12 protein-coding genes and 2 pseudogenes are annotated in these 14,371 nt (G+C 65.0%); 10 read left to right on the top strand and 4 right to left on the bottom strand.

Annotation, left to right across the window (positions count from 1 at the left end; translation table 11 throughout):
* Together BVER_RS12425 and BVER_RS12420 are read right to left on the bottom strand one after the other, a co-directional pair.
* Window positions 1–819 (bottom strand): alpha/beta fold hydrolase, encoded by an 819-nt coding sequence (locus tag BVER_RS12425; RefSeq protein ID WP_050453554.1) that lies wholly within the window; start codon window positions 817–819, stop codon window positions 1–3.
* A pseudogene (locus BVER_RS12420) lies at window positions 788–1,388 on the bottom strand (amino acid synthesis family protein). The gene BVER_RS12425 and the pseudogene BVER_RS12420 overlap by 32 nt, the downstream one beginning before the upstream one ends.
* Window positions 1,389–1,781: 393 nt before the next feature.
* On the opposite strand from BVER_RS12420, the gene BVER_RS12415 reads away from it, so the two are divergent.
* The 10 genes from BVER_RS12415 (at window position 1,782) to BVER_RS12370 (ending at window position 13,124) form a co-directional block, all read left to right on the top strand.
* Window positions 1,782–2,873 (top strand): sugar ABC transporter substrate-binding protein, encoded by a 1,092-nt coding sequence (locus BVER_RS12415; protein ID WP_083452165.1) that lies wholly within the window; start codon window positions 1,782–1,784, stop codon window positions 2,871–2,873.
* On the top strand, window positions 2,873–4,492 hold the full coding sequence (locus BVER_RS12410) for a sugar ABC transporter ATP-binding protein (RefSeq protein ID WP_198155235.1): 1,620 nt from the start codon (window positions 2,873–2,875) through the stop codon (window positions 4,490–4,492). The genes BVER_RS12415 and BVER_RS12410 overlap by 1 nt, the downstream gene beginning before the upstream one ends.
* 11 nt (window positions 4,493–4,503) lie before the next feature.
* On the top strand, window positions 4,504–5,523 hold the full coding sequence (locus BVER_RS12405; RefSeq protein WP_083452164.1) for an ABC transporter permease: 1,020 nt from the start codon (window positions 4,504–4,506) through the stop codon (window positions 5,521–5,523).
* A gap of 41 nt (window positions 5,524–5,564) precedes the next feature.
* Window positions 5,565–6,977 (top strand): aldehyde dehydrogenase family protein, encoded by a 1,413-nt coding sequence (locus tag BVER_RS12400; RefSeq protein ID WP_198155236.1) that lies wholly within the window; start codon window positions 5,565–5,567, stop codon window positions 6,975–6,977.
* Window positions 6,978–7,016: 39 nt separating this feature from the next.
* Window positions 7,017–8,531, top strand: coding sequence for a xylulokinase (xylB, locus tag BVER_RS12395; RefSeq protein ID WP_050453553.1), 1,515 nt, complete (start codon window positions 7,017–7,019; stop codon window positions 8,529–8,531).
* Window positions 8,528–9,241 carry an HAD family hydrolase gene (locus tag BVER_RS12390; RefSeq protein WP_050453552.1) on the top strand — a complete coding sequence of 238 codons (714 nt, stop codon included), beginning with the start codon at window positions 8,528–8,530 and terminating at the stop codon, window positions 9,239–9,241. Before xylB ends, BVER_RS12390 begins: the two co-directional genes overlap by 4 nt.
* On the top strand, window positions 9,241–10,086 hold the full coding sequence (locus BVER_RS12385) for a MurR/RpiR family transcriptional regulator (protein WP_050453551.1): 846 nt from the start codon (window positions 9,241–9,243) through the stop codon (window positions 10,084–10,086). Before BVER_RS12390 ends, BVER_RS12385 begins: the two co-directional genes overlap by 1 nt.
* 71 nt (window positions 10,087–10,157) lie before the next feature.
* A complete protein-coding gene (gene rpiA, locus BVER_RS12380; RefSeq protein WP_232316513.1) occupies window positions 10,158–10,922 on the top strand; it encodes a ribose-5-phosphate isomerase RpiA in 765 nt (254 codons plus the stop codon).
* Window positions 10,919–11,698, top strand: coding sequence for an SDR family NAD(P)-dependent oxidoreductase (locus tag BVER_RS12375; protein ID WP_050453550.1), 780 nt, complete (start codon window positions 10,919–10,921; stop codon window positions 11,696–11,698). The genes rpiA and BVER_RS12375 overlap by 4 nt, the downstream gene beginning before the upstream one ends.
* 37 nt (window positions 11,699–11,735) lie before the next feature.
* Window positions 11,736–13,124, top strand: coding sequence for an FAD-binding oxidoreductase (locus tag BVER_RS12370; RefSeq protein ID WP_050453549.1), 1,389 nt, complete (start codon window positions 11,736–11,738; stop codon window positions 13,122–13,124).
* 15 nt (window positions 13,125–13,139) lie between these two features.
* Here the strand turns inward: BVER_RS12370 and BVER_RS12365 are convergent, their stop codons facing one another.
* Both BVER_RS12365 and BVER_RS33735 read right to left on the bottom strand, forming a co-directional pair.
* Window positions 13,140–13,997 carry an SIS domain-containing protein gene (locus BVER_RS12365; protein ID WP_050453548.1) on the bottom strand — a complete coding sequence of 286 codons (858 nt, stop codon included), beginning with the start codon at window positions 13,995–13,997 and terminating at the stop codon, window positions 13,140–13,142.
* 79 nt (window positions 13,998–14,076) lie between these two features.
* Window positions 14,077–14,371, bottom strand: a pseudogene (locus BVER_RS33735) (hypothetical protein); the annotation flags it as partial.

The raw sequence follows: 14,371 nt of genomic DNA, 5'->3' as shown, positions 1-14,371 counted from the left end.
TCACACCTCCAGCTTCATCGTTTCGATGTCCGGCTCGACTTGCAGCCATGCGCGCAACGCGCGATTGACGGCTTCGGGCGCGGTCAGGTTGACCATGTGACGCTCGTCTTCGATCACCACGGCGCGGCCATTGCGCGCGGCGTGCGCCATCTGCGCGGCCATCGCGGGCGTCGAGTTCGGATCGTCGGCGCCGGTCAGGACCAGCGCGAGGCAGGCGATCTCATGCCAGCCATCGGCGTAGGTGTCGTCGCCCTTTGCAAAGGCCGTATAGGCGGTCGCATAACCTTGCAGATCGACCGCGCGCAACCACGATTCGACGCGTTGCGCGGCGGCCTGCTGCGCGTCGTCCTGGTTGAACCAGCGGCGCAGGGGCGTATCGATATCGACGGTGCCGGCGCGCAATTCGGCCGCGCGATCGAGCACGGCCCGGCGCGCTTCGACCGTGCGCCGGTACACGCCGTTCAGCACGGCCACGCGCCGGACCAGATCGGGACGCGTCACCGCGACGCCGGCCGCGATCAGCGAACCCATCGAGTGACCAGCGAGATTGACGGGGCCTGCATCCAGCGCCTCGATGAACTCGCTTGCCCACTGCACGAACTGCGGCAGGTTCGCGTGCGCATCGAGCGGAGCGCTTTTGCCGTGGCCGGGCATGTCGACGGCGATCACGCGAAAGTCCCGCGACAGCGCGTCGATCTGCGGATACCACGCCTCCGCCTGCATGCCGACGCCGTGAATCAGCACCAGCGGTTTGCCGCTGCCTTGCTCGAGATAGTGCGCGACGCGCTTACTTGACAGCTGCAGGGTTCTTGGCGCCATGTCCGAGCTCTGCGAGATCCTTGTAACGGTCGCCAATGCGGTGATGCGGACGGCCACCCGTCGCGCCGCCGATCGCGACGACGAGTTCGTCGGCGGCGGGCGCATCGGGAATGGCGAACTGGAGCGTGAGGTAGTGCGAGCGGCGGCCTTCGTCGTTCTTGTCCATCATCGGGATGAGCAAGGGCGCATTCGCCGGGCCGCGCGTGTTGTTGAACACGAGGTACGACTTGGCGCCGACGGCGCTGCGATAGATGTTGCCGAAGTGCAGCGTGTGGATCAGCGCGGACGCGTGTTCCAGTTCGCCGTCGACGCCGACGATCGCGCTCTTGCCGAAGGCTTCCACCGCTTCGCCGGAACCGGCTTCGTCGAGGATGAGCTTGGTCAGGTACTCGCTCAATTGCGGCCCGAGCGCGCGAATTTCCGGCGACAGGTCTTCGACGTAACCCCGGCCGGCCCACGGGTTCTTGATGACGGCCCGCGCCGATCAGCTTGAGCGGCTTGGCGGCGTCTTTGGCGCCGTCGGCGTGGATGGTCTCGACATGCAGGATCGATTTGCGGATCAGGGTCATGGAAGGTTCTCGCGAACGGTGGTGATATGCCTGTATTTTGGTATTCCATATTACGACATGCCATTCGCGTTTACCCCGAAGAGGATCGGTGGCGCTCGTTGTGAGCGCAGACAGAAGAGCAAATCGCCTCACCTTACGATCAAATAGTAGTAACACTACGATTTGATGCCATTCCGGCGCGTCGGCGTGACATCCTCAGAAACCCCGAAAACTCCCACAAAGCCGGTCAAAATGCCGCAGAAGCTAGTAAACTCTAGCTTGCGGCCGCTCCAGCCCAGCCGGTTTGTATATTTTGTTTGTATTACTACGGCTCGAAAGTAAATTTACTACTACCGCCGCTCAGCCTTCGTGGCGGATTCCGCTGCCCATGTCGCTGTTGAGGAGACAAAAACTATGGAAGAGACGCAGGAAGTCGCATCACGCAGAAAGTTTCTGGCGGGGGTCGCCGCCGCGGCCGGCGGCGTCGCGCTGTCGTCGGTGTCGAAGCTCGGGTTCGCGCAGCAGAAAGTGTTCGTGCCGTACAGCAACAAGAGTCTCGACTACTACTTCTTCGCGACGCAGCAGGAAGCCGTCAAGCGCGCCGTCGAAGCGAAAGGCTGGCAGTTCCAGGCGGTCAACGCGAACTTCAGCAACACCACTCAGCTCGAGCAGTGGAACAGCCTGATGCTGAAGAATCCGTCGGCGATCATCGCCGATCCGATCGACAGTCAGGCCATCGTCAGCGTCATCAAGAAGTACAACTTCAAGAAGATTCCGGTCGGCATCATCGATACGCCGGCGCTCGGCGGCAATGTCGCGATCACGGTGGACTTCGACAACAAGGCGGGCGGCGTCATGGCGGCGGACGCCATCGTCGGGGCGCTCAAGAAGAACGGCGCGGCCAAGGGCACGGTGCTCAACTGCTACGGCGCGCTGCAATCGGTCGAGTGGCGTCTGCGCAAGGAAGGCTTCGAAGAGGAGATGAAGAAGTATCCGGACGTGAAGGTGATCAGCCGTCCGACCGAAGGCCTGTTGAAGAACATGCTGTCCGTCACGCTCTCCACGCTTTCGGAATACCCTGATCTCGACGCCGTGCACGCGCCGAGCGATTTGCCCGCGCGCGGCATCGTGACCGCGTTGCAGCAGAAGGGCAAGTGGAAGAAGGTCGGCGAGCAGGGCCACGTGATCTTCGTGAATATCGACGGCGAACCGGCGGCGCTGCAATGGATCGGCGACGGCTATATGGACGCGGTGGTCTCGCAGGATCCGATCGCGTATGCGCAGATCACCGTCGAGATGCTCGACAAGTATTCGCTCAAGGGCCAGCCAGTGCCGCTCGGCGACTACGAGAACAAGCAGTACTTCTGGGAAAAGGCCGTCATCACCAAGTCGGAGACGGGACCGAGTCTCGTGATTCAACCGTTCATCGTCGACGCCGGCTCGGTGAAGGACAAGCGTCAGTGGGGCAACATCGCCTACAACGAATGGGGTCTGCGTTACTCCTGATGCGCGCTGCGCCGGGCGTGCAGCATGCGCCCGGCGGTCTGTCGAGGGTTCTCATCATGGCGGATATGCAGAGCAACGATTTCATCCTCAGGACGTATGCGGTCGTCAAGCGCTACAAGGGCGTGGTGGCGCTGGATCAGGTGTCCGTCAACATCCGGTGCGGCACCATTCACGGCCTGCTCGGCGAGAACGGCGCGGGCAAATCCACGCTCGTGCGGCTGATTTCCGGACAGACCGAGCCGACCGAAGGCCGCATCGCGTTCGACGGCGAGGACGTGCAAGGCTCCGACGTCAAGCAGATGGAAGCGCGCGGCGTGTTTCTCGCCACGCAGGAACCGATGATCGTCGATTCCATGTCGGTGGCCGACAACCTCATGCTCGGCCGCTGGCCGCTCAAACGCGGCATCACGCGCCGCGTCGATCAGCAGGCGCTGATGCAAAGCGTCGAAGTCGCGCTCGAAGGCACGGGCTTCGATCCGCGCATGCCAGCGCGGCTGCTGTCGGCGGTCGCCAAGCGCAAGCTCAACATCTTGCGGGCGCTGCACAGCGGCGGCAAGTTCCTGATTCTCGACGAACCGACCACCGCGCTGACGCTCGCCGACCGCGAGCATCTGTTCGATTTCATGCGCAGCCTGAAGGCGCGCGGCGTCACCTTCGTATTCATTTCGCACTACAACGAAGAGATTCTCGATATCTGCGACGGCGTCTCCGTGCTGCGCAACGGCAAGCTCGCGGGCGAGCACGACGATCTGTCGACGATCGATTCTGACGGCTTGTCGGAACTCGTGATCGGGCGCGACGTGCCGCTGTTCTATCGCGATCGGCAAGCGCCCTCGCAAGCAAAAAACGACGCGTGGCTCGTTGAAAACCTGGTCGCGCCCGGAATCGAAGTGGAACGCTTCGGCATCGCGCCGGGCGAGATCGTCGGCTTCGCGGGCTTGCCGGGATCGGGCGCGAAGGAACTGGCGCTCGCGCTGTTCGGCCTCAATCCGGCGAAGCGCGGCCGTATCGCGCATGGCGGCGCGAGCGGCGCGCTGCCGGATCATCCCGGCACGGCGTTCGCGCGCGGTATCGCCTATCTGTCGGACGACCGGCATCGCGACGGACTGGTCGGTCTGCAAAGCATCGCGCACAACATCACGCTGTCGAGCCTGTCCGGCGTTTCGACGGGCGGCGTGATCGATGCGGGCGCGGAACGCGGCGTCGTGAAGCGGTATTTCGAGCACTTCCGCGTGAAGGCCGCGACGCCCGAGGTATTGCTCGGCACGCTCTCGGGCGGCAATCAGCAGAAGGTGTGTCTGGGCCGCGTGCTCGCGACGTCGCCGCGCCTGCTGATTCTCGACGAGCCGACGCGCGGCATCGACGTGGGCGTGAAGGAGGAAGTGCATCGCATCATCGATACGCTGACGCGCGAAGGCCTGAGCGTGATCGTCATCACTAGCGATCTCGACGAGATGGTGCGGATGGTTGATCGCGTGTGCGTGTTCGTGGGCGGACGCATCGAGCGGGAATATACGGGCGCGCAGATCGACAAGGACGCCATTCTGCAGGCGGCCTTCAATGTCGATGCGGCCGCCATGCGGGATGAACAGGCGGCGCCGCTGGCGAGCCAATCATGAGGAGACAGTCCATGCAATCAGGTAGCGACATTTCGACGCCGCCCGCGACGCTCGCGCAACACCACGCGCAGGCAGGCGGCAAGCGCGGCCGCGCGGGCGTGCAGTGGGTCTTTCAGAACGTCGTGTGGCTGTGGCTCGCGGCGCTCGTGGTCGTGTTCGGCGTGCTCAATCCGTTCTTCTTCACGCTGTCGAACTTTCAGAACGTGCTGGTGCAGGCGACCGTGCTCGGCCTGCTCGCGCTCGCCGTGTCGATGCCGCTGATGGTCGCGGAAATCGATCTGTCGATTGCGAGCAACATGGGCTTTTCCGCCGCCATCGGCGCGATCCTGTCGACGCGGCTCGGCTTGTCGCCTGCCATCGGCGTGCCGCTGGGCATCGCGGCGGCGACCGCCATCGGCTTTTTCAACGGACTGTGCGTGACGCGGCTCAAGATGGTGTCGCTGATCCAGACGCTGGCGGTGATGATCGTGCTGCAAGGCTCGCTGCTCGCGGTCACGCAGGGCAACACGATCTCGGACATGTCCAACGGCTACATCTGGATCGGCCAGTACACGGTGAACAACTGGCCGGTGATGCCCGTGGTGTTTCTCGTCGTGCTGCTGGCGATGGGCTTCATGCTGCGCAAGACCGTGCTCGGCCGCTATCTCTACGCGACCGGCGGCAACGCGCTGGCGGCGAATTCGGCGGGCATCCGCGTGAATCGCGTGAAGGTGATCGCGTTCACGCTGTCGGGCTTTCTGGCGGGCGTCGCGGGCTATCTGCTGGCCGCATGGCAAATGGCGATCACTTCCGATCAGGGCGAAGGCTTCCTGCTCTATGCCATCGCCGCGCCGATCATCGGCGGCGTGAGCGTGTTCGGCGGACGCGGTGGCGCGCTCGGCATTCTCGGCGGCGTGCTGCTGCTGACGGTGATCCACGTGGGACTTGCCATCACCGAAGTGCCGTCGTTCTATGTGCAGATGATCGGCGGCATCCTTATTTTCGTCGCGGTCGCGGTGGATGCGATCCGCGTCAACTTCGTGTCGCAATAATTCAGGCCGGACCATGACAGAACCTCGTCACTGCGAAATGTATATCGACGGCGCCTTCGGCCACGAAGGCGTGCGCGACTGGATCGACGTGCTCAACCCGGCGACGGAGCGCATCGTCGCGCGCGCCGGATGCGGATCAGGCCGCCATCGACGCCGCCGCCCGCGCGTTCGTCACCTGGCGGCGCGTCAACCCGTTCGAGCGTTCGCGCCTGCTGCATGCGATCGGCGAATGCATCGCCGAGGACGAGCGCGCCATTGCGCTTGCCATCACGACCGAAATGGGCAAGCCGCTCGCCGAAGCGCAGGGCGAAGCGCGCAAGCTCGCCAAGGCGTTCCACTATTACGCGGAAGAAGCGGTGCGCATCTTCGGCGAAACCGTGCCGAACGAGGAAGACGGTTTTCTGAGCATCGTCGAGAAAGAACCGGTCGGCGTGGTCGCGGCGATCGCGCCGTGGAACTATCCGGTCGAACTGATCGGCTGGAAGCTCGCGGCATCGCTGGCGGCGGGCTGCACTATTGTCGTGAAGCCGTCGGAATACACGCCGTCGAGCGCGGAAGCGGTGTTTCGCTGCGTGCATCGCGCGGGGCTGCCGGCGGGCGTCGCCAATCTCGTGATGGGCGCGAAGGATGCGGGCAAGCGGCTGGTCGGGCATCCGCACATCGACAAGGTGGCGTTCACGGGCTCGGGCGTGGCGGGCGAGGAGATTTACAAGACGGTGTGCGGCATTACCGGCCTGTCGCTGGAACTCGGCGGAAGCTGTCCGCTGATCGTCACCGCGCACGCGGATATCGATCTCGCGGTGGCGGGCACGCTGCGGCGCGCGTTTCGCAATGCCGGGCAGATCTGCATTTCGATCAATCGCGCCTATGTGCAGGAAGCGGTGTACGGCACGTTTCTCGACCGCCTGACCGAAGGCGCGAAACGACTCGTCGTCGCCAATGGCATCGCCAACGAACGCGCCGACGTTGGCCCGATGGCCACGCGCGCGGGTTTGGCGAAGGTGCAGCGTCATCTCGACGACGCACGCGAACGCGGGGCGCGCATCCTGTGCGGCGGCGCGCGGCCGGAGGCGCTGGCATCGACCCACGAAGGCCTGTTCTTCGCGCCGACGGTGATCGCCGATGGCCGGCCGGACATGCTCGTCATGCACGAGGAAACCTTCGGGCCGGTGATCGGCGTCGCGCCTTACCGGACGCTGGACGAAGCCATCGACGCCGCCAACGGCACTCCCGCCGGACTCGCATCGTATGCGTACACGGAAAACATCAAGGAGAGCTTCGCGCTCGCGCGCGGGCTGAACTTCGGCAATGTCGCCATCAACAACGTCGACGCGGGAATCATGAATGCGGCCTACGGCGGCTGCAAGCAGAGCGGCACCGGCTACGAACACGGCCGCGAAGGGATGGAAGGCTATCTGCATCTGAAGCACGTGCGCCTGCGGCATGGCGCGTGAGCCGGGCCTCGAGATAAAAACAGCGCGAGCGGAGCGGGAATGGAACGCTATCTGATAGGCATCGATGTCGGCACGTCGGCGTGCAAGGTGATCGCGGTGGACGGCGCGGGACGCGTCGCGGCGAAGGCGCTCGCGGCCTATCCGCTGGTGTCGCCGAAGCCGGGCTGGGCCGAGCAGGATCCGGAGCACTGGTGGGAGGCGACGCAGACGGCGCTCGCGCAAGTGCTCGACGCGCTGCCGGATCGCCGCGCGGTAGCGGGCATCGGGCTGTCGGGACAGATGCACGGTCTCACCGCGCTCGACGAAGCCGATCGCGTGCTGCGTCCCGCGATCCTGTGGTGCGATCAGCGCGCCGCGCCCCATTGCGACGACATCACCGCGCGCGCGGGCGGCCTCGACGGTCTGCTCGCGCTGGTGCAGAACCGCATGCTGCCGGGCTTCACCGCCGGCAAGCTGCTGTGGATGCGCGAGCACGAACCCGCGCTGTTCGCGCGCATGCGTCGCATGCTCAATCCGAAGGACTACTTGCGCCTGCGCCTGACCGGCGAACATGTGACCGATGTATCGGACGCGTCGGGCACCGGCCTGTTCGATGTCAAGCAACGCGCCTGGTCGAAGCCGCTGATGTCGCTGCTCGACCTGCCCGCGAGCCTGGTGCCGCAGGCGGTGGAATCGACGGAACGCGCAGGCGTCGTGCGCGCCGAACTCGCGCAGCGCTTCGGCTTGCCCGCGAACACGCCGGTCTTCGGCGGCGGCGGCGATTCGGTGATTCAGACCACGTCGATGGGCGTGATCGACACCGGCCCGCTCGGCGTGACGATCGGCACGGCGGGCATCGTCGCGGGCGGCATGCGCGCGTGTCCGGAGCCGACCGGGCAATTGCAGATTTCATGCGGCAACGCGCCGGGCCGCTGGCATGTGATGGGCGTGACGCTCTCGGCGGGCGGCACGTTCGAATGGCTGCGCGGCGCGTTGCGGCGCATGTCACCCGACCTGTCTTTCACGGCCATGACCGCTTTCGCCAAAGCCGCCGAAGCCGGTTCCAACGGCCTGCTGTTTCTGCCGTATCTGCTGGGCGAGCGCTGTCCGCACGTCGCCGCCGATGGCCGCGCCGCGTGGATCGGCCTCACGTCCATGCACGACGCGAGCCACATGATCCGAAGCGTCATGGAAGGCGTGATGCTGAACATTCGCGCCATCGCCGCGCTCGGCGAGATGGCGGGCTTGTCGTGCGATGTTGTGCGCGTATCCGGCGGCGCGACCAGCGAGCCGTTCTGGCTGCATCTGCTCGCGGATGTGCTGCAACGCGAAGTGACCACCGTGACCGGCGCGGCCGAAGGCGGCGCGTACGGCGCGGTGCTCGCGGCGGGCGTGGGCGCGGGCTGGTGGTCCTCGCTCGACGAAGCGGCCGGCAGCCTGCAAATGATCGAGCGCGTGACGCCGGACGCATCGCTCGGGCGCCTGTACGACGCGCGCTTCGACACCTTCCGCGCGCTGTACGACACGCTCGCGCCTCTTTATCAACGCATCGCCACGGAGAACACCAACCGATGACCGTCAACGATCCCCGCCCGCTTGCGGATGTCTCAGTGGACGCCGTCGTGTTCGATCTCGACGTCACGCTGGTCGATACCGCGCCCGATATCGCCCATGCCGTCAATCGTCTGCTCGCGACGCACGGTATCGTGCCGCAGACGGTGGAGTTCGTCGCGAAGTTCATCGGCGAAGGCTCGTTCGGGTTGATCGACAAGCTCTACAAAGGGCTGGGTCTCGCGCTCGACGAACAGCGCGTGAGCGAGGATGTCGAGACCTATCTGCGCATTTACAAGGCGCATCCGGTGGAAAAGGCGACGCTCTACGCCGACGCGATAAGCGCGATTCCCGCGCTGCACGCGGCGGGCATCAAGCTCGGCGTCTGCACGAACAAGGCGCAGTATCTCGCCGAGGCCGTGCTCGCGCACTTCGATCTGGCGCGCTATATCGGCGCGGTGGTCGGAGGCGATATGCTTGCGCAACGAAAGCCGCATCCGCGCCATCTGCTCGCCACGCTCGAACAGATGGACGTCGCGCCCGAGCACGCGCTGTATATCGGCGATACGCCTATCGATGCCGAATGCGCCCGCCGCGCGGACGTCCGCTGTCTGATCGTCAACTGGGGCACCGGGCGCGACGTGCCGGTAAGCGACGACATGCGGCTCGATTCCTTCGCCGATTTAGTCACGAAGTGCGCCGCGCTCAATGCGCAGCGCCTTCCGGGAGCCTGATGAGAAACGATCTGTTGCGCCGCATCGCGCTCGAACACCCCGCGCTCACGGGCGCGACCCTGCGCATCGCCGATGTGCTGCTGAGCGCACCCGAAGCCGCGCTCAAGATGAGCATGGCGGAGTTGTCGCAGGCCGCGCAAACCAGCGACCCGACCGTCGTGCGCTTTTTCCGCCGTTTCGATTGGGCGGATTATCAGGACTTCAAGGTGCGGCTGGGCCAGGGACTGATTCCGCAAGCGCCGTTCGACTACGAAGCCATCACCAGCGACGACCCGCCGCAAAGCGTGTGCAGCAAGATCGTTAACAACTCGCTGCACGCCATTCAGCGCTTCGCGCGCGACGTGGATTCGGCGGCGATCGAGCGCGCGACGCAGTTTCTGATCGACGCGAAGGGCATCTTCCTGTTCGGTCTCGGTATCTCCGAAACCATCGCCTTCGATGCCGAGCACAAGTTCTTTCGCTTAGGACTGCATTGCCGCGTGGTGCTGGAAAGCCAGCGTCAGTTGCTGCTCGCGCCGACCTTGCGCAACGACGAAGTCGCGGTGTTCTTCTCGCACTCCGGTTCCACCAAGTCGCTCGTGATGGCCGCCGCAATGGCGAAGGGCAAGGGCGCGAAAACTATCGCCATTTGCGCGCCCGGTTCGCGGCTCGCGCAGACCTGCGACCTGACCATCGCGGTGCCGGCTTACGAGAACACGGAGCTGTACACGCCGCTGACGGCGCGTATCAATCATCTGCTGGTGGTGAACATGCTGGTGGCGATGCTGGGCTTGCGGCAAGGCCGCGAACTGCCCGACAACCTCGCCGCGCTCGACCCGTGGTTTACCGACAAATTCATGGATTAGCCCTTTTTCGAAGGGCTTTTCTGATCGATACGACTGACACGATTGACCCGAACCGATATTTGGAGACGCACGTGAGCACGCACATCGAACCGGGCTATGCCCAGTTGACCCCGCAATCGAAACAGGACGAAGCCAAGCTCGTCTTGGGCATCAAGGCCTGCGAGCATTATCTGAAGCCGGGCATGAAAGTCGGGCTCGGTTCGGGTACGACCTCGCACTGGTTCGTGCGCGCGCTCGCTCCGCGCGTGAAAGACGGACTCGATATCGTCGGCGTGCCGACCTCGAACGCCACGCGCGAACTCGCGCTCGAACTCGGCGTGCCGCTCACCGATCTCGGCCAGATCGACCGGCTCGACGTGACCATCGACGGCGCGGACGAGATCGATCATCGCGGCAGCATGATCAAGGGCGGCGGCGCGTGCCTGCTGTGGGAAAAGATCGTCGCGGCGGCCTCGCGCAAGATGGTCGCGGTCGTCGACGACAAGAAGGTTTTCGATACGCTCGGGCGTTTTCCGCTGCCCATCGAAGTGATCCAGTTCGGCTGGCAGAGCACGGAGCGCCTGCTGCGGGAACTGTTCGTATCGGCGGGATTCGATGCGGGCGTGCGGATCGAGCGGCGCGCGAAAAACGGCGCGCTCGTCGTGACCGATAGCGGCAACTGGATTCTCGACTGCCATCTCCAAGCGATCGCCGATCCGCTCGCGCTGTCGCCGCGCTTCAACGCGATTCCCGGCGTGGTGGAAAACGGGCTGTTCACCGGCATCGCGAGCGAGATGATCGTCGGGCATGCGGACGGCACGGCGGAGATCGTCGTCTTCGAAGGAGCCGCGCGATGAGCGACGCAGCGGATCAGGGCGCGACGCTCGACGCCTTCCGCCTCGACGGCGACGTCTGCGTGGTGACGGACGCGGCGAAGGGCATCGGCTTTGCCATTGCGCGCGGTCTGCGCAACGCGGGTGCGACCGTCGTCGTCGCCGATCGCGATGAAACGCTCGGGCAGCAGGCGGCGCAATCGATCGGCGGCGGCTTCGTGGCGCTGGACGTGACGGATTCGGCTTCCGTCGATCGCGCGCTCGATGCGGTCGTCGCGCAATACGGCAAGCTCGACGTGCTGGTCAACAACGCGGGCATCGTCAAGAACACGTCCGCGCTCGAAACCGACGACGCCGCGTGGCGCGCGGTGCTCGCGGTCAATCTCGACGGCGTGTTCTATTGCTGCCGCAGCGCGGCGCGGCATATGTCCCGAGCGAGGGCGGGCCGTATCGTCAATATCGCGAGCATGAGCGGGAGCATCGCCAACAAGCCGCAGCCGCAGGCGTCGTATAACGCGTCGAAGGCGGGCGTGATTCATCTGACGCGTTCGCTCGCGGCGGAATGGGCGGCCGACGGCATTCGCGTGAACTCGATTTCGCCGGGCTATGTCGGCACGGAACTGACCAAGCGCGGCTTCGCGGTCGAAGCGTGGCGGCGCGTCTGGATCGACTCCACGCCGCTCGCGCGCATGGCGACGCCCGATGAAATCGCGCCGGGCGTGGTGTTTCTGGCATCGCGCGCGAGTGCCTTCGTCATCGGCACGGACCTCGTGATGGATGGCGGCTATACCGTCTGGTAAGAGCAGCAGCGAACAAGCAAACGGAGACGAGCAGCACATGACCACAGGCGAAGCCATCAGCGCATTGCGCGAAACCCTGGGCGCGGATGTCGTGTCCCTGCCCGACGAATTCGGCGACCGGCGCGTCGTGGACTGGAGCGGTCTGCCGGGCGAGACGCCGCTCGCCGTCGTGCGTCCGCGCACAACCGATGAAGTGGCGCAGGCGCTCGCCATCTGCACGCGATACAAACAGCCGGTCGTCACGCAAGGCGGGCTCACGGGACTCGTCGGCGGCGCCAATGCGCGCGGCGGGGAAATCGCGCTGAGTCTGGATCGCATGAACCGCATCGTCGAAATCGATGAGGTCTCGGGCACGATGACGGTCGAAGCAGGCGTGCCGCTGCAAACGGTGCAGGAAGCGGCGAGCGCGGCGGGCTTCTACTTTCCGCTCGATCTCGGCGCGCGCGGCAGTTGTTCGATCGGCGGCAATCTCGCGACCAACGCGGGCGGCAACCGCGTCATCAAGTACGGGATGATGCGCGATCAGGTGCTGGGCGTCGAAGCCGTGCTGGCGAGCGGCGCGGTCATCGGCGATCTCAACAAGATGATCAAGAACAATAGCGGCTACGATTTGCGGCATCTTTTGATCGGCAGCGAAGGCACGCTCGCGGTCATCACGCGCGTGGTGCTGCGGCTGCGGCCGAAGCCGACCGTGACCGCGACCGCCTGGTGCGGTCTGCCGGATTTCGAGGCCGTGACGACGCTTCTCACGCGCGCGCAGGCCGGGCTCGCGCCGGGCGTGTCGGCATTCGAGGTGATGTGGGCGGGCTATCACGATGTCGTGCTTGCAAATCTCAAAAACCTGCGCGCGCCGCTCGCCGACGCGCATCCGTTCTATGTGCTGCTGGAAAGCGTCGGCACCGATCCCGCGCGTCACAACGAAGCCTTCGAGGAATTTCTCGGCGCGATGCTGGAAGAGGGCATCGTCAGCGACGCGGCGATCGCCTCGTCGGATGCGCACGCGCTCGCGTTCTGGGCGATCCGCGATGCGCCCGGCGAGTATCAGCGCTTCATTCCGAATCACGCGGCCTACGACGTGAGCTTCTCGATCGCGCAAGTGGGCGACGCCGCCGCGCGCTGCGAGGCGCGTCTGCGCGAGCGCTGGCCGCAGGCGATGATCCTCGTCTACGGCCATCTCGGCGACGGCAATATCCATATCGTCGTCGATGTGCCGGGCATGGCCAAGCACGAGCATGACGACATCGACCGGGTGATTTACGAGGTCACCGGCGAGCTGCGCGGCTCGATCTCGGCGGAGCATGGCATCGGCGTGAAGAAGCGGCATTTCCTGCCGCAAAGCCGCCGCGAAACCGATATCGACGCCATGCGCGCGATCAAGTCCGCGCTCGATCCGCTCGGGCTGTTCAATCCCGGCAAGGTGGTGTGAACGCGCCGCGGCGCGTCAGATTTCGCCGGTGGCGCGCAGATGCGCGAGGCGCTTTTTCATCAGCATGACATCGCGCGAATGTTCCTCGCCGCGCCGCAGCGCCACGCTGGTCGAGAGAATGTCGATCACGACCAGCGCCGCGAGCCGCGACGTGGTCGGCGTATAGACGTCGGTGTTTTCCAGCGTTTCCGCGATCACGGCGACATCGGCGAAACGCGTGATCGGGCTCTCCGAACCGGTGATGACGACCACGCCCGCGCCGCGCTCGCGGGCCGTGCGCGCGATCTCGATCAGCCCGCGCGTGGCGCCGGTGTTGGAGATGGCGACGACCGCATCGCCCGGTTCGAGCATCGATGCCGCGATGAACTGCTGATGCGAGTCCTGATGCGCGACGCACGGCACGCCGAACAAGGGAAACTTCTGCTGCGCGTCCTGCGCCACGATGCCCGACGCCCCGAAGCCGAAGAACTCGATGCGCCGCGCCTTCGCGAGCAGATCGACCGCGCGGCCCACGGCGGCGAAGTCGAGCTTCTTGCGCGCCCAGTCCAGACTCGTGATGGTGTAATCGAAGATCTTGGTGGCGACGGCTTCGGGCGTGTCGTCGTTGGCGAGCACCGAATGCGCCGCCGGCGCGCCGAGCGCGAGGCTCTGCACCACGCGGATCTTGAAGTCGCGAAAACCGTTGCAGCCGATGGTCGAGCAAAAGCGCAGCACGGTCGGCTCGCTGACGTTCGCCAGCCGCGCGAGTTCGGCGAGACTCAGGTCGGAAAGGGTATCGAGATTCGAGAGAATGAACTCGGCGACCTGCCGGCTGCCGCGCTTCAGGCTCGGACGCGCGCGGTCGATCAGTTCGAGAACGTTGATATCGGACACTCGATGTTCCTTGGATTGAAGCCGGGCGTCTGCCGCCGACGACGGCGCGCACCCGGCCGGGCGATGCGAAAGGAACAGTTTATCGGAACGTGAAGCGGCGCCAGAAGCCGCCGCCGCGCTGCGACAGCACCGCCGCGACGATGATCACGCCCATCACCACTTGCTGGTGATAGCCCGGCACGCTCGCCAGATTCATGATGTTGCCGATCACGCCGAGAATCAGCACGCCCATCAGCGTATTGAGTCTGGCCTGCAAAATTGAATTTGCCGGAATGGACCCGACGACGCAGTCTGGTGCAAACGTAAACGCACATCTCAGCCAGGTCTGCAGCGCACGAGTAGAGGTTGAGGCATGACGTTGAGCTGAAAACGTG

The organism is Candidatus Burkholderia verschuerenii (assembly GCF_001189365.1).
Lineage (GTDB): Bacteria > Pseudomonadota > Gammaproteobacteria > Burkholderiales > Burkholderiaceae > Caballeronia > Caballeronia verschuerenii.
The sequence above is the reverse complement of the archived record's forward strand: the minus strand, read 5'-3'. Positions and strand labels throughout refer to the sequence as shown.